This window comes from Shimia sp. CNT1-13L.2 (assembly GCF_024331145.1).
Taxonomy (GTDB): Bacteria; Pseudomonadota; Alphaproteobacteria; order Rhodobacterales; family Rhodobacteraceae; genus Shimia.
In genome coordinates, this window is sequence record NZ_JANDJO010000014.1 from 12855 (window position 1) to 28576 (window position 15722).

Below are 15722 nucleotides of genomic sequence, written 5' to 3' on the forward strand. Positions count from 1 at the left end.
AAGAGAGATGCAGAGCTTTCAGCAGTACATCGGTGGGGCATTCGAGGACGCGGCCCAGCAGTTCGAGAGCCTTGACCCGGCCACCGGTACGCCTTGGGCGCGGATGCCTGCTGCATCGGCGCAGGATGTTGATCGGGCGGTTTCGGCGGCGGAACGTGCGTTTCTGGCACCGGAGTGGGCCGGGATGACGGCGACCGCCCGTGGTAAGCTGTTGATGCGACTGGCTGACCTTGTTGCCGAAGCCGCGCCCCGCCTCGCCGAGCTGGAAACGCGGGATACGGGCAAGATCATCCGCGAAACCAGTGCGCAGATTGCCTATGTAGCGGAATACTATCGTTACTATGCGGGGTTGGCGGACAAGATCGAGGGCGCGCATCTGCCGATCGACAAGCCGGACATGGAAGTCTGGTTGCGGCGTGAACCGATCGGTGTCGTCGCGGCGGTGGTGCCGTGGAACTCGCAGTTGTTTCTTTCGGCGGTCAAGATCGGACCAGCCTTGGCAGCGGGGTGCACCGTTGTTTTGAAAGCCTCGGAAGAGGGGCCTGCGCCGATGCTGGAATTCGCGCGGATTTTCGACCAAGCGGGTTTCCCAAAGGGGGTTCTGAACGTTATCACCGGCGGACCGGATGCGGGGGCCGCGCTGACCAGCCATCCGAAAGTTGCGCATGTGGCCTTTACAGGAGGGCCGGAAACAGCGCGGCATATCGTGAGGAATTCGGCAGAGAACCTTGCCTCGACCTCTTTGGAGCTGGGAGGAAAGTCGCCGTTCATCGTGTTTGACGATGCTGATCTTGAAAGCGCCGTGAATGCGCAGGTATCAGGAGTTTTCGCGGCAACCGGGCAGAGTTGCGTATCGGGATCGCGCCTTGTTGTTCAGGAAGGGATCAAGGATGCCTTTCTGTCGCGTCTGAAAGAGAAGGCAGAAGCCGTGGTGATCGGATCACCTGATGATATGGCAACAGAAGTTGGCCCCTTGTGTACCGAGAAGCAGCGGGAGAATGCGCTGCGCCTGATTGATCAGTCGGTTCAGCAGGGGGCGACACTGGTCACGGGGGGCGCTGCGCTGGATCGGCCCGGTTTCTATTTCCCGCCGACCATTCTGGACTGCGACGATGCCCCGGAGGCGGCAAGCCTGAGCAACGAGTTTTTTGGACCTGTGCTGTCGGTGGTCAGTTTTAAGGACGAAGCCGAGGCCATCGAGATTGCCAATGATACGCAATTCGGGCTGGCGTCGGGTTTGTTCACACGTGATCTGACCCGGGCGCATCGCATGATCCGCGCCATCCGCGCCGGGATCGTCTGGGTGAACACATACCGTGCGGTGAGCCCGATTGCCCCGTTTGGCGGGCATGGGCTTTCGGGGCATGGACGCGAAGGGGGCATCGAGGCCGCGCTGGATTACACCAAGGTCAAAGCGGTTTGGCTGCGCACCAGTGACGAGCCGATTCCCGATCCATTTGTCATGCGGTGAAGGGTGTATCAGACGGGCTTGCCTTAAGTATCACCCGACCGGATTTCCGTTCAGAAGGTCCGTCAGTTTTTGGCGCGCATCCTGAGTGGCCTTGGGGTGAGAACTCTGGTCACGTGTATAGAGAAAGACCTGCCTCACATCGGGCAGGTTCCTGATCGGGCGGAACGCGAGACCCGAAGGGGCCAGCCCCAATACGGATTGGGGAAGGACGGTCACCCAGTCCCCCTGAAGAACCATGGCCAGCAGGGACTGCGTATTGTGAACGGTCACATCTGTTTGGCCCAAGTGGTCGCGAAAGGCCTGAGTTTCGATCTGGTCGCAGAGGGCGTTGCGCAGGAACGGCGCGCCAAAGATGTCTTCAATGGCGAGTGGCGTCTTTGATTGCGCCAGAGGATGGGTTTCGGACAGAACCAGCCCATAGTTGTCTGTGGACAGGGGAAGTGTCTCAATTCCATTCAACACGTGGTGCGTGGACGCGATCCCGATGTCTGCCCAGCCCTGTACAAGCGCCTCGATGACACTCGGGCTGTCGGCATCGCGCAGTTCGATTTTGAGGCCGGGATGATTGGCCGTCAGATGCCGCACCAGAGGTGGAAAGGCGAGGGCCGCGACGGATGGTACGGCGGACACACGCAGCACACCCTGCGGTGCCTGCGCGAGAAGCTCCATGGCGCTTATCGAACTGTCAAAGTGTTTGAGCTGTTTCTCGCCCAGCTGGAACACCTGTTCTCCAAGGGCTGTCAGGCGGTTCTTGCGCTCGCTTTCGAAAAGCGGGCTGCCAAGGTTGGCTTCCAGTTGCTTGAGCGACATGGAGACAGCGGATTGCGTGCGCCCCAAGCGGGCGGCGGCATCCGAGAGGTTTCCTGCTTTGGCGACGGCGCAAAAGCAGCGGAGCATTTCGATCTTTATGGCCATGTTTCAAAATTTCTGAAGTTTGCTACAGAAATTCGAATTTGACTGATGTGGCTCGAATTGTCCACCATTGGCCAAATTCCCAAATTCGAGAGCTCCCGTGACTCATATGAATCTTATTGCCGGCGAATGGCTGGCAGGCGACACCGAGATCGAAAACCGCAATCCGTCTGACGTGACTGACCTGATCGGCATGTTTGCCCAGGCCACGCCCGACCAGCTTGAGGCGACATTGGATCAAGCCCAGGTCGCGCAGCGTGAGTGGGCTGCCTATGGCCTTGAGCGCAAACAGGCCGTGCTGAATGCGATTGGCAACGAAATGATGGCGCGGGCCGAAGAACTTGGCACGCTGTTGTCGCGCGAAGAGGGTAAGCCTTTGGCCGAGGGCAAGGGCGAGGTCTATCGCGCAGGTCAATTCTTTACCTATTACGCCGCCGAATGCCTGCGCCAGATCGGCGAGAATGCAGACTCGGTTCGTCCGGACATTGAAATCGACGTGCGGCGCGAGGCTGTTGGAACCGTGGCTATCATCAGCCCTTGGAACTTCCCGACCGCGACCGCCTCGTGGAAGATTGCGCCGGCGCTTTGCTATGGCAACGCGGTGGTCTGGAAGCCCGCGAACGTCACGCCGGCCTCTGCCGTTGCGCTGACCGAAATCATCAACCGGCAGGACATACCGAAGGGCCTGTTCAGCCTCGTGATGGGCGCGGGCGGTGCGATTGGCCAGCGTTTGGTGGAAAGCCCTAAGGTGAACGCGATTTCCTTTACGGGGTCGGTGACAGTGGGCAAGGGTATTGCCGTTGCCGCGATCCAGAACCTGACAAAGGTGCAGATGGAAATGGGATCGAAGAACGCCTTGGCAGTGCTGGACGATGCCGATCTTGATCTGGCTGTTTCCCTTGCGCTGGGCGGTGCCTTTGGTGGGACGGGGCAGAAATGCACGGCCTCTTCGCGCCTTGTGGTGCATGAAGCCATCCACGACGCTTTTGTCGAAAAGCTGGTGGCCGGTGCGCAGGCGATGAAAGTTGGGCACGCTTTGGAAGAAGGCACCCAGATGGGGCCGGTGGTCAGCGAACAACAGTTGAATGAAAACCTTGCCTATGTTGATCTGGGTAAATCGGAAGGGGCGGAACTGGCCTGTGGCGGCGCGCGTCTCGAGATGCCGCACCAGGGGTTCTATATGTCGCCGGGGGTTTTCCTGAACACCACCAATGACATGCGCATCAACCGCGAAGAGATGTTTGCGCCGCTGACTAGCGTGATCAAGGTCGGCAGCTATGATGAAGCCCTTGCCACGGTGAATGACACCAACTTTGGCCTGACCTCGGGGATCGTGACCAAGTCTTTGGCGCGAGCCACGCACTTCCGTCGCAATGCACGAACCGGCGTTGTAACTGTTAACCTGCCGACGGCGGGCACGGATTATCACGTGCCGTTCGGGGGACGTGGTGACAGCTCGTACGGTCCGCGGGAACAGGGTAAGGCGGCAGCCGAATTCTACACAACCGTGAAAACGGCCTATATTTCGGCAGGGAGCCCGGAATAATGCTTATTGATGGCCTGCAATATGCCAATTGGTCGGAAAAGATTTTCCGTCAGATGCGTGAAGGGGGCGTGGATGCGGTTCACGTCACCATCGCCTATCACGAGACATTTCGGGAAACGGTGCTGAACTTTGAAAAGTGGAACCGCTGGTTCGAACAGTATCCTGATCTGATCATGAAGGGGCAGTGGGCCAGCGACATCGATAAGGCCCGCGAGACGGGGCGTACGGCGATTTTCTTTGGCTTTCAAAACCCTTCGCCGATCGAGGACGACATTGGCCTTGTGGAAATCCTCCACACCCTTGGCGCGCGGTTCATGCAGTTGACCTATAACAACCAGTCGCTTCTTGCGACCGGGTGTTACGAGGCCGAAGACATGGGCCTGACCCGTATGGGCAGGCAGGTTGTCAAAGAGATGAACCGGGTGGGTCTCGTGGTGGACATGAGCCACTCGGGGGATCGTTCGACGATTGAGGCCGCCGAGGCATCAGAACGTCCCATCGCGATCACCCATGCGAACCCGTATGACTGGAATCCGGCGCTGCGCAACAAGAAGGATGATGTGATCCGCGCGGTGACGGAAAATGGCGGTATGCTGGGGTTCTCGGTTTATCCGCATCACCTCAAGGGCAAGTCGGATTGCACGCTGGAGAGCTTTTGCGAGATGATCGCCCGGACCGCCGAGAAATTCGGGGCCGAGCATTTGGGGATCGGGACTGACCTGTGTCAGGATCAGCCTGACAGCATCGTTGAATGGATGCGTGTCGGTCGCTGGACCAAGGAAATCGACTATGGAGAAGGATCGGCATCGGCGCCCGGATTTCCGGACATGCCAAGCTGGTTCGAGGACAACCGACATTTCGGCAACATCAAGCAGGGGCTGCGCGCGACCGGCCTGAGCGAAGATGAGGTTGCCGGGATCATGGGCGGGAACTGGTATCGGTTCTTTGCCGAAAACTTTGGCCCACAAGGATAATCTACATGCAAGGTGCCGCGCAGACATCCATTCCCCGGCGAGACCCGCAGACAGTCATGCGCCTGTCGCGTTTGGGGTCGCTTCATCAATGTCGTCTGAGTTTCATGCGGGTGCTGACGCGCCGCATGGCGGAAGAGAACTGGAGCTTTTCGCGCCCCAAGTTTGACGTTGATGATAAGGGCGTGGGGCGTGCGGTCTATACGGCGCAAGGGCCGGAGCGGGCATATTCTCTGGTGGCTTTTGCGCACGATCTGCCGCCCGAAATGCGTTCGGATCGGGTGATTGCGACGGCATGGGATGCAACGTTCACCCTGTTTGACGGCATCCCGAGTGAGGCGGACATCGACCGCTTGTCTGGCAATGTGCCGCTGCAGGAAGCGGGGCGGGTGAGCGAGCGCGAGATTTCTGTTTCGCGGGCCAACCGGTCCGTGCGGCTTTGGGAGCATATGGTGGATGTGTTGTCGCGCGGGGAACAACCCGATGCCGCCATGCTGCGCTCTGTTGGCTACCTGATGCGGACCACTGCGGTTTATGGCTCGGGTAAGCTGGGTGCCGCGGATCGCGAGATGATCGCGGATCGACCAGAGATGCAGGCACCTTTTCAAGCCGAGATGCTTTCGGTTTTCCTGACCCGCTGGTTCGTGCGTGATCTTGTTGAGCACATGGCAAAGGTACGCGGCGGAGATGCGGCTGTGTCACTTGCGCCGGAAACGGCGCGGCAGCTTGGGATCGGGAACTCGACGGGTCTTGGTATGGCGCCGTTCATCGTTAACCATCCAGTGCTGTTCAATAATTGGATCATGGCGCGGGAGGAGGCGATTTCCCGTGTCAGGAGTGTTGAGAAGGCGACCGGGGAGGAGATCGCGCATTTCCTTGACTTGCTGGCCAAGACGCGGACCTCGGTCAACAGCTGGATGTCCGAGCACCCTTTGCAGATCGAAAAACTGGCCCAGTTGAAACGCGATCTCGATGCGTTGGAAGCGCAGGTCGGGGCTTTTGATTTCACAGGGCGTTTGCCGTGGGACGGACTTGTGTCATGGGCGCAGGAGGCTTTGAGCGAGGAGGGGCAGGAGTGTCTGGCCTCGTTGATCCTCGAACCTTATGGGGCATTGGTGGACGGTTTGTCGGGGTGCATGGCCGACAGCAACTCGGACGTCTTCGTGATTGACGGTGCCATGCCGGTTGGCGAAGTGCGCGACCTGATCGAAAACAGCTTTGGATGGGCCAAGGAAATTGACTGGGCCGCGCGCGAGAATTGCGCGCGTGCCTGGTATGTATCCGAAGAAAAGCTCGAGCCCCGTCTGGGTGAGCGGTTTGACGAGACCATTGCAGACTATGAACAGCCGCTTGCGCCAGCGCGGGATGCGGCGATGGCGTTGCAGGCTCTGGATGGATGGTCACCTGAAGAGCCGATTGCCGCGTTCTTGTCGGCACATCCCGAACACCGCCACACGGTGCGCAGGGCCCAGATTACCCGCGTCGCGCCCTATGGTGAAATCCACGACAACACGATTTCCGCCCAGGTCATGCCGATCGACATGCTGCGTGCCAAGCTCTCGTTCTTCGGGGCGACGCATTTCGATCCGAGGTCGGATCGTTGGGTGCGCATCTGCATGTACTCGGGCGCACCCTATCCGCAGGAACTCTCGACCGAGAACTGTGATTTGTGGGTCTATCCGGAGGGTCAGGCATGAGCTTTGCATTGAACGAAGTCGAGGCAACGGCCAAACGGGCGACGCGTGGGGCCGGGTATCCGTGGGGGCTTGCCGAGGAGGCATCAAAGGCGACACGGTGGCTTTGTGCGCAGGGCCTTGACGGGGTGTCGGTTTTGGCTGCGGTCCTTCAGGGCGAGACAAAGCCGGTGTCTACGATCAGCCAAGGGGCCGCGCTATCCGACCGTGCCGCAGGTTTGAAACAGGCGGATGCGCGCCTTGGAGAGATTGCCGAACCTTTGATGATATTGCCGTTTGCGGCCATGGCGGCAAGGCAACTCGAACAGACGGTGACGGTCGCCTGTGCCAAGGCCAAGGCTGTTACAGATGGTTCGCTGGTGAGTATTTCGGGAGAGTTCCCGAAAAACGCCGATCTTGTTGTGCATCTCGGAGGCGTGCTTGAGGCTGCTTGCTCCAAGGTCACGCGCGCGACGCCCGACAAAGCCGCATGGGAGGCGCTGAATGCGCTGGCCCATCGCACATATGCCCCTGCCACAGAGGAAAGCCGCCGCCTTGGAGCGGGTGCCGGGCTTTCCGACAATGATTGATCCGAGGTTCCGATGATTGAAACGAAAACCCTGACGCTTGCTGAAATCGAAGACCTGTCGCTGCGCGCCCTGATGGCGGTTGGCACGACCGAAGAGAACGCCCGCCCGCTGGCCGTGGCCACCGCCGCGACCGAGGCGGATGGCGTTGCAAGCCACGGGCTGGCCTATATCCCGATCTATTGCGAGCACGTGCAGTGCGGCAAGGTTGATGGCGCGGCTGTGCCAGTTGTCGAACGTCCCCGTCCCGGTGTCGTGAGCGTCGATGCGGCGACCGGATTTGCGCATGCTGCGATCGACAAGGGGTTCGATGCCTTGATCCCGCTGGCCCGCGAGCAAGGCGTTGCCGCCCTAGCCATTCGCAACAGCTATAACTGCGGGGTTCTCGGCTATCACACTTATCGTCTCGCGCAGGCGGGTCTGATGGGGATCGGGTTTACAAACGCGCCTGCATCCATTGCCCCGTCGGGTGGTGCGAAGCCGGTTGTGGGCACCAATCCGTTTTCGATTGCAGCACCCGGAGAAGATGGGCAGCCGGCTGTGCTGATTGACCAAAGCGCCAGCACCATTGCCAAGTCAGAGGTGATGAAACACGCGCGCGAAGGTCAGCCCATTCCCGAGGGGTGGGCGCTGGACGCGGAGGGCAATCCGACCACCGATCCCGAGGTTGGCCTCAAGGGATCGATGGCGCCTTCGGGCGGTTACAAGGGGGTGGGTGTTGCCCTGATGACCGAGATGATGGCGGCCGCGATGACGGGGGCGACCCTGGGCATTCACGCCTCGCCGTTTTCGGGCACGGCGGGTGGGCCGCCGAAGACCGGACAGTTCTTCCTTGCGATTGATCCGGGAGCCACTTCGGGTGGCGATTTTGCGGCGCGCATGCGCGATCTGGTGGCGGCCATTCACGATCAGGATGGTGCGCATCTTCCCGGCGACGGTCGCCGGTCCAAGCGTGTCAAATCTGCGGACGACGGTGTGGCCGTGAACGTTGCAACGCTGGCTAAGATCGAAGCCCTTTTGGGGTGATAACCAAAGAGGGTGCGCCGCAGGGAGCTGCGGCGCTCAGATCTTGAGAATGGGCTGAAGCAGGCGCGGGATCAGGCTGTTGAAGCGCAAAGACGCGTCTGTTGCCGCAAGGCAGATACAGGCCTCGCCTTCTTCTGCAATCGGTGTGTGCTCCAGATCGTCATTGGCGATTTCCAGATCCCCGACACCGAAACGGCCGGTGGAGTCGCTGAACGCGCCTTGCAGGACCAGTGTCAGTTCCAGACCATTGTGGCCGTGATCCGGCACGGCCTGACCGGCCGGAATGTAGAGCAGCCGCACCGACCCCTTGTTGTCGTCCGACAAGATCGACTGGCGTGATCCGAAACCGAGGTGTTTCCAGCGGGGCGGCTCGAAATTCAGCGCCTCGAACAGGGGGGCGGGGAAGATGCCTGCGCCCTGAACGGGCGGTGCAATCGGGGCCGGTTCGTCAAGCATGGCAAGCACACGTGACTTGAGGCCGGGATCGACATCCATGGCGGCTGTTTCTTCCACGATGAGGCCGGCCATGGTTTCATGAGCGGCAAGACGGACGCGGCATTCATCGCACATCGACAGATGCGTCGCGACCACGAGGGCAAAAGGGTAGGGCAACGCACCAGCGGCGTAGGCTACCAAGAGCTCCTCAGAGACGTGATGATTGATGCGTTTCATTAGCTGCGGTTTCCTTTCAACTCGTGCCGGAGACGTTCCAGCCCGAGCCTTATTCTCGATTTGATAGTGCCAAGCGGCATTCCTGTTTCTGCCTGGATTTCCGTATGGCTTAATTCGCCCAGATAGGCCTTTTCGAGCATTTGTCTCTGGTTGGGAGACAATTTTTCGAGAGCACTGCGGAGTTGTTGTGTTTCCTGTTCCAAAGCAACGATATGCGCGGCGTCTACTTCGGTTTCTTCTGCCGGCGCGAGCTCCTCTGGGACCGGGCGCCGTTCCTTCCTGATGATGTCGATCTGGCGGTTGCGGGCGATCTGGAACACCCAGCCCGAAACCTGGGCACGATGCGGGTCGAACTGATCTGCTTTGCGCCAAACGGTGAGCATGGTGTCCTGAACGATATCCTCGGCCATGGCCGAGGATGCGCCAGACCGCATCAGGACGGCCTTGATCCGCGGAGCGTAGTAGTCGAACAGCTTGGCAAATGCCCGTTTGTCGCGGTTCGAACGCACCGCGATCATCCAGACCGTTTGCTCGGAAAATTCAGGGCGAGATGGTTCCGCCACGCGGGACACAGTCCTTTCCGCCCCGATCTTGGGGCCCGCAATCCTATGATCATCCAGCACGAACATATGACGACTACGACGCCGCCAGATTTTTGGATCACTTTATTTGATCCGATGTGCTTTTTATCTCGTAACACTCTCAAACAACTACAGGGTTTTCGCAATGTCCTTTGATGCCGCGCCTCCTTCACCACAGCGTATTGCCGTAATCGGAGGCGGAATTTCCGGCCTTTCGGCAGCTTACGAGCTGACGCCGGGTGCAAGTGTCACCCTGTTTGAGTCAGAAGACCGTCTTGGGGGGCATGCGCATACCGTTCTTGCAGGGCGCAACGGTGATGTTCCGGTGGATATGGGTTTCATCGTTTTCAACTATGCCAACTATCCGCACCTGACCCGCATGTTCCGCGATCTTGAGGTGCCGGTCGTGCGCAGCAACATGAGCTTTGGTGCGACCATCGATGACGGGCGGGTTGAATACGGTCTGCAAAGTGCCGGCGCGCTGGTTGGGCAGAAACGCAACCTTGGACGCCCGGGCTTTTATCGGATGGTGAGGGACATCTTTGCCTTCAACGCACGGGCGGAAGACGCGGCCGCCACGGATGAAGTCAGCGTTGGGGACCTGATGAAAGAGTTGGGTCTTGGGGACTGGTTCAAGGAATATTACCTGATGCCGATTTGCGGGGCCATCTGGTCGACACCGCCGAACGGGATCGAAGCCTTTCCGGCGCGTAGTCTGGTCCGGTTTTTCCGTAATCATGCCCTGTTGAGCGCGACAGGCCAGCATCAGTGGTGGACCGTGGATGGCGGCAGTATCGAATACGTCAAACGCCTTGAGCGTCACTTGCGCGGTTTGGGTGTGGTTATCCACACGGGCACGCCGGTGCAGGGTGTGACGCGGGACGAGAGTGGCGTGGAAGTGTCCTTTGACGGGCGCAGTGAACGGTTCGATCAGGTCATCTTTGCCTGCCACAGTGATGTGGCACTGCGGCTTATCTCTGACCCGACCCCGGCAGAGACCTCGGCGCTGGGCGATGTGCGGTATCAGGATAACGAGGTGATCCTGCATTGCGATCCGACACAGATGCCGCGGCGCAAGGCGTGTTGGGCGAGCTGGGTTTACAAGGCGGACACGCGGTTCCCGCAGACAGCCATTGGCGTGACCTATTGGATGAACCGGCTTCAGAACCTGCCGGAGGATGATCTTCTTCTGGTCACGCTGAATCCGGCCCAGCCCATTGCGAAAAACAAGATTTATGAAACACGGGTGTTCCGCCACCCGGTGTTCGACAAGGCGGCATTGGATGCCCAGGAGCGGATCAAGACCATGCAGGGCCAGAACCGGACGTGGTTTGCTGGCGCCTGGCTGCGTCATGGTTTCCACGAGGATGGCTATGCCAGTGCCATGCGCGTCGTGCGTCAGATGGGGCTGCAATTCGAAGGCCAGCCCGCATGAACCGCCCGCTTCACATGAAAGGGTCAACAACCCATGCCCGCAAGGGGGGGATCGACAATGCTTTTCGCTATGGCGTTGATTTCGTGATGATTGATCCGGACGAGACGGCTGGTCCTGTGGTTTTTTCGCGGAACAGGTTCAACCTTTATGCGGTTCATGATCGCCTGCATGGCGGTGAACGGAAGAAGGGCAAAGGGGTTGCTTGGGCGCGCGAGGTGTTCGAACGCGCGGGGCTCGAGACCTGCGATATCCGCTTGCTGACCCAGCCCAGTTTTCTTGGGCACAACTTCAATCCGGTCAGCTTTTGGATGGCGTTTCGCGGTGCGGCTCTTGTGGCGGTCATTGCCGAGGTGAACAACACCTTTGGGGACCGGCACAGCTATCTCTGCCATTTGCCGGGTTTTGCTCCCATGAAGGGAAATGACAGGATCGAGGCAAAGAAGATTTTCCACGTCTCGCCGTTTCAGGACATCGCCGGAACTTATGTGTTCCACTTTGATGTGACCCGATCCAAGGTCGCCATTCGCATCCAGCATGACAATGGCGAAGAAGGTTTGATCGCGACACTGGTCGGATCGCTTAAACCTGCCTCAAGTGCCTCGCTGATGAGTGCCGCGATCCGCCGGCCGTTTGGCACGATACGTGTTGTTGCGTTGATCTACTGGCAGGCCCTCAAACTGAAATTCAAGGGCGCGCGCTATAGAACGCGTCCGGTTCCCCCAACAGAGGAGATCAGCGGATGCTGAGCAAACGCGTAAAACACGACTTTCTCGAAAGCTGTCAGCGCATTCGAAAGGGCTCGCTTCGTATTCTGACGCCCGAAGGAGAGGTGCATGAATTCGGGGAAGGTACCCCGCATGCAGAGATGGTGATCCATGACTGGGCGGTTGTAACGGCAATGGCGGCGCGCGGTGATATCGGCCTTGGCGAGACCTATGTCGCGGGTTTGTGGGATACCCCGTCGATCGAGGATGTGACGACGGTGGCGCTCAACAATCTGGATGAGTTGTCGGAATACGCCTATCCGGGGTTCTGGAACCGTGTGAAATTCCGCCTCGTCGACCGCCTGCTGCGCGCCAATTCGCGCAGGGGCGCCTCGCGCAACATCCGGGCGCATTATGATGTGGGCAATGAGTTCTACCAGCTGTGGCTTGATGACAGCATGACCTATTCCTCGGCGTTGTTTGCCGATGGGGATGCAGATCTTCAACGCGGGCAGCTGCGCAAGTACGACCGCATCTTGCAGCGTGCACAGGGGGAGCGGGTTCTTGAAGTGGGCTGTGGCTGGGGCGGTTTCGCGGAACGCGCCGCTGAGCAGGGACGGGACGTGACCGGCATCACCATTTCGCCAAGCCAAAAAGGATATGCGGATGCGCGCCTTGATGGTCGGGCGCTGATCCAGTTGCAGGACTATCGAGCGACCCAGGGCAAGTTTGACAGCATCGTTTCGATCGAAATGGTTGAGGCGGTCGGCGAGCGGTATTGGCCGGACTATTTCAACATGCTGAACGCGCGTCTGGCCGAAGGCGGCCGCGCCGTTGTGCAGGCGATTACGGTTCCCGATGTGTATTTCGACATTTACCGACGGGGTTCGGATTTCATTCGCCACTACACTTTCCCCGGAGGGATGCTCTTGTCCGATGGAGTGATTGCCGGACAGGCGCGAAAAGCGGGCCTGAAGGTTGTCGAGAGCTTTGCCTTTGGCGACAGCTATGCCCAGACCTGCCGGATGTGGTCTCAGCGTATCAAGGCGCAGGAGCAGAAAATCCTCAGACTGGGCTACGACCAGAAATTCCTGCGCAACTGGCATTTTTACCTCGAAATCTGCGCCGCATCCTTTGCGGTGAAACAGACCGATGTCGTTCAAGTGGAGTTATGTCATGCATAGAGCACTACTTTTGGCCGTCCTGATTTGTATCGCTTCTGTCGCAAGAGCGGACGCATCGACCATGCCGGGGATTAACCAGGCGCAGCTTGCCGGACAGGCAACGCTTCGATGGTTCGGGGTGAAGGTTTATGATGCAGAGCTGTTCACGCCAAACGGCGCACCCTACAAGCGTGGGAGCGCTGCGGCGCTGCGTTTGCGCTACAACGTAGAGTTCTCGCGAGAGGAGCTGGTGGGCGCGACGATCAAGGAACTCGTGCGGCTGGAGAACGCGCAGGCAGACCATGAAGTCCTGCGTCGCAAGCTGGGCAATTGCTTTGCTGCGGTTGGAAGGACAGACCAGTTTCTTGCGCTGGCCCCGAAGGCGGATCAGATCAAGTTCTATCTGAACGGGCGACAGACCTGCAGCCTATCGCACCCTGATATTCGGGGGCGCTTCCTTGATATCTGGCTTTCGCCCAACAGTCGCAACCCCCGTCTTTCCGAGCGCCTTCGAGGTTCTTGATGGCCAACGCCTCTGTCTCCCTTTACGCGATGGCGCTCGCTGCGGCAGGGCTTCCGCTCTATATCCACTTGCCGCGATATGCCGAGGTCGAACTCGGCTTGTCGCTGTCCGTGGTGGGCGCGGTGCTGATCGGGATACGGATTCTGGATTTCGTACAAGACCCCGCCTTGGGGTGGATGGTGGATCGCTGGCCCCGATTGCGATCGCGGTTTGCCTGGGTGGCGACCATCGGGCTTGGCCTCGGGTTTCTGGCGCTGTTTTCCGCGCCACCGCTTGTTGATGCGGTGACGTGGCTTGTGCTGGTACTGGTTCTTGTTTTCACCAGCTATAGCCTCGCCGCGATCCTTTTCTACAGTCAGACCCGCGCTTTGGCAGAGAGTGACAGAGCCGAAGACCTCGTGAAGGTGGGCACCTGGCGCGAGATTGGCACCCTTGGGGGGATCGTGGTGGCCGCCGTGTTGCCGAGCCTCTTTGGCTACACGGTGTTCGGGTTCGTTTTGATGGTGATCGTTCTGGTGGCCGGTGTCGCCGCCGCGCCGATCTGGCGGCTTCAGGCCGAGCGCCAAGCCAAGCTGAACTGGTCGCGGTTTGCGGCCTCAGGTGGGATGTGGCTTCTTGGGCTGGCTTTGGTGAATAGCCTGCCTGTTGCGATCACCTCGACGCTGTTCCTGTTCTTTGTGGAAGATGCCCTGCAGCTTTCCGGCATGTCGGGCCTCTACCTGATCCTGTTCTTTGTCGCCGCGGGGATTTCCATCGCGCTTTGGTCCATGCTGGCGAGACGTTTCGAAGCCCGAAACGTGTTGGTCGGCGCGATGACGCTGGCGATCTTCTGTTTTGTCTGGGCGGCCTATCTTCCTGCGGGCGCGTCGTTGAGTTTTGCCATGATCTGTGTGGCCTCCGGGCTGGCGGCTGGCGCGGATATCCTGCTTTTGCCTGTGCTGTTTTCAGGGGTTCTTGCCCGCGCCGGGCTGCAGGCCGGACAGGCGTTTGGTCTTTGGGCATTTGCCAACAAGATGGCGCTGGCCCTTGCTGCGGCGTTTGTCCTGCCCATTCTTGATGCGTCCGGTTTCCGTTCGGATCAGGGGAATTCGCGCGAGGCGATTGAAACCCTTACCATCCTCTATGCGGTCGTTCCGCTTGGCCTCAAGGCCCTGGCGATCGGTCTCGTTCTTCTCCTTCCTCGAAAGGCGCTTTTGCAATGAAACTGTTGCTTGTGTTCGCGGTACTGTTGGTTGTGGTTCTCTTGTGGGGGCCGGGGAGTGGCTTTCGCCTGAACCGGTTGCAGGACTTTGCAGGAACCTCCCCGAAGCTCGACATTCGCGAGGCGATGGCCGGGAGGATGATCAGCGAGGGCGTGATCTATGGACCCAGCGGCAAGGTTGCCTCGCGGTTCGTGGCCGAAATGCAGGGCGATTGGACCGGTAATTCGGGCGAGATCGGCGAGAGTTTTGTTTATGACACCGGCAATACCCAAGAGCGGCGCTGGACTTTGACGGTCTCGGATGATGGCAAGATCACGGGTACGGCGCCTGATATCGTGGGCAAGGTCGAAGGCCAGCAGATGGGATCTGCGGCGCGGCTGACCTATCGCATTCGATTGACCGAAGAGGCCGGGGGGCATGTGCTGTCTGTCACGGACTGGCTTTATCTGATGGACAACGGAACGCTCATGAATCGTTCCCAAATGCGCAAGTTCGGGATCACCGTTGCCGAGCTGATCGCCACGATCCGACCGGTCGAGTGATGCTGTCGGGCAAACGCGTTTGGCTGATCGGGGCAAGCGAGGGGCTGGGCCGATCCCTTGCCCTGTTGCTTGCGTCCGAAGGATGCCGGATGGTTCTGTCGGCGCGGACCATGTCTCGTCTACAAGACATCGGGATCGAGGGTGCGCAGCTGGTTGAGTTGGATGTGACGGATGATGCCTCTGTTACGGATGCTGTCGCGGCGGTCGGAGATGTCGATATCGTTCTCTACTGCGCAGGGGCCTATGATCCGATGGTCGCGCAGAAGTGGGACAGTGCGCGCGCCTTGAAAGTTTTTGATGTGAACTTTCTTGGGGCAATGCGCGTTTTGCCAGATGTTCTTGCCGGAATGGTTACCCGCGACGCAGGGCGTGTTGTGCTGATTGGGTCATTGTCCGCGTATTACGGTTTGCCCGGCGCAATCGGCTATAGTGCGAGCAAGGCCGCGCTGATGCACCTGGCCGAAAACCTCTATGTCGATCTCAAGAACACTGGTGTCGAGGTGCAGATCATCAACCCCGGTTTCATTGCCACGCGGCTTACCGACAAGAACACGTTCAAAATGCCACAGATCATGACGCCGGAAGCGGCGGCGAAACATGTGATCAAGGCGATGAAGCGTGGCAGGTTCCGCACGGATTTCCCAAGGCCGTTTGCCTGGCTGTTCCCCCTAATGCGGCTCTTGCCGGATCGGTGGGTAAGGGCGATGTTCTAAC

16 protein-coding genes are annotated in these 15722 nt (G+C 59.4%); 13 read left to right on the plus strand and 3 right to left on the minus strand.

Features of this window, described 5'->3' with window-relative positions:
• Positions 1-7 precede the first annotated feature (7 nt).
• Entirely contained in the window at positions 8-1471 is a 1464-nt protein-coding gene (locus NNA36_RS18905) for an aldehyde dehydrogenase (RefSeq protein ID WP_255110011.1), read from the plus strand.
• Positions 1472-1501: 30 nt separating this feature from the next.
• Here the strand turns inward: NNA36_RS18905 and NNA36_RS18910 are convergent, their stop codons facing one another.
• Positions 1502-2386, minus strand: coding sequence for a LysR family transcriptional regulator (locus NNA36_RS18910; protein WP_255110013.1), 885 nt, complete (start codon positions 2384-2386; stop codon positions 1502-1504).
• Between the two features lie 106 nt (positions 2387-2492).
• Here NNA36_RS18910 and NNA36_RS18915 point away from each other — a divergent pair, with 106 nt between their 5' ends.
• The 5 genes from NNA36_RS18915 to NNA36_RS18935 are packed head-to-tail and all read left to right on the plus strand — an operon-like array spanning position 2493 to position 8186.
• Entirely contained in the window at positions 2493-3929 is a 1437-nt protein-coding gene (locus NNA36_RS18915) for an aldehyde dehydrogenase family protein (RefSeq protein WP_255110091.1), read from the plus strand.
• Positions 3929-4903: a membrane dipeptidase gene (locus NNA36_RS18920; protein ID WP_255110015.1), complete on the plus strand. Its 975-nt coding sequence runs from the start codon at positions 3929-3931 to the stop codon at positions 4901-4903. Before NNA36_RS18915 ends, NNA36_RS18920 begins: the two co-directional genes overlap by 1 nt.
• 5 nt (positions 4904-4908) lie before the next feature.
• A complete protein-coding gene (locus NNA36_RS18925; protein ID WP_255110017.1) occupies positions 4909-6597 on the plus strand; it encodes a hypothetical protein in 1689 nt (562 codons plus the stop codon).
• Positions 6594-7163 carry a DUF3726 domain-containing protein gene (locus tag NNA36_RS18930; RefSeq protein ID WP_255110019.1) on the plus strand — a complete coding sequence of 190 codons (570 nt, stop codon included), beginning with the start codon at positions 6594-6596 and terminating at the stop codon, positions 7161-7163. The genes NNA36_RS18925 and NNA36_RS18930 overlap by 4 nt, the downstream gene beginning before the upstream one ends.
• A 12-nt stretch (positions 7164-7175) precedes the next feature.
• The gene (locus NNA36_RS18935) at positions 7176-8186 is read left to right on the plus strand and encodes an Ldh family oxidoreductase (RefSeq protein ID WP_255110021.1); all 1011 of its coding nucleotides are present in this window, start codon (positions 7176-7178) and stop codon (positions 8184-8186) included.
• Between the two features lie 36 nt (positions 8187-8222).
• Here NNA36_RS18935 and NNA36_RS18940 read toward each other — a convergent pair whose 3' ends face one another.
• Entirely contained in the window at positions 8223-8858 is a 636-nt protein-coding gene (locus NNA36_RS18940; protein WP_255110023.1) for a ChrR family anti-sigma-E factor, read from the minus strand.
• Positions 8858-9376, minus strand: a complete 519-nt coding sequence (locus NNA36_RS18945; protein WP_255110093.1) for a sigma-70 family RNA polymerase sigma factor — start codon at positions 9374-9376, stop codon at positions 8858-8860. The genes NNA36_RS18940 and NNA36_RS18945 overlap by 1 nt, the downstream gene beginning before the upstream one ends.
• 208 nt (positions 9377-9584) lie before the next feature.
• Here NNA36_RS18945 and NNA36_RS18950 point away from each other — a divergent pair, with 208 nt between their 5' ends.
• Genes NNA36_RS18950 through NNA36_RS18980 form a run of 7 tightly spaced genes read left to right on the plus strand, consistent with a single transcriptional unit; the run spans position 9585 to position 15721 of the window.
• Positions 9585-10874 (plus strand): NAD(P)/FAD-dependent oxidoreductase, encoded by a 1290-nt coding sequence (locus NNA36_RS18950; RefSeq protein ID WP_255110024.1) that lies wholly within the window; start codon positions 9585-9587, stop codon positions 10872-10874.
• The gene (locus NNA36_RS18955; RefSeq protein ID WP_255110026.1) at positions 10871-11620 is read left to right on the plus strand and encodes a DUF1365 domain-containing protein; all 750 of its coding nucleotides are present in this window, start codon (positions 10871-10873) and stop codon (positions 11618-11620) included. Before NNA36_RS18950 ends, NNA36_RS18955 begins: the two co-directional genes overlap by 4 nt.
• Positions 11614-12762: a cyclopropane-fatty-acyl-phospholipid synthase family protein gene (locus NNA36_RS18960; protein ID WP_255110028.1), complete on the plus strand. Its 1149-nt coding sequence runs from the start codon at positions 11614-11616 to the stop codon at positions 12760-12762. The genes NNA36_RS18955 and NNA36_RS18960 overlap by 7 nt, the downstream gene beginning before the upstream one ends.
• A gap of 10 nt (positions 12763-12772) precedes the next feature.
• Positions 12773-13264 (plus strand): chalcone isomerase family protein, encoded by a 492-nt coding sequence (locus tag NNA36_RS18965; RefSeq protein WP_255110029.1) that lies wholly within the window; start codon positions 12773-12775, stop codon positions 13262-13264.
• Positions 13264-14466 (plus strand): MFS transporter, encoded by a 1203-nt coding sequence (locus NNA36_RS18970; RefSeq protein WP_255110032.1) that lies wholly within the window; start codon positions 13264-13266, stop codon positions 14464-14466. The genes NNA36_RS18965 and NNA36_RS18970 overlap by 1 nt, the downstream gene beginning before the upstream one ends.
• Positions 14463-15008: a DUF3833 family protein gene (locus NNA36_RS18975; protein ID WP_255110034.1), complete on the plus strand. Its 546-nt coding sequence runs from the start codon at positions 14463-14465 to the stop codon at positions 15006-15008. Before NNA36_RS18970 ends, NNA36_RS18975 begins: the two co-directional genes overlap by 4 nt.
• On the plus strand, positions 15008-15721 hold the full coding sequence (locus NNA36_RS18980) for an SDR family oxidoreductase (protein WP_255110036.1): 714 nt from the start codon (positions 15008-15010) through the stop codon (positions 15719-15721). Before NNA36_RS18975 ends, NNA36_RS18980 begins: the two co-directional genes overlap by 1 nt.
• The last annotated feature ends 1 nt before the right edge of the window (position 15722 follow it).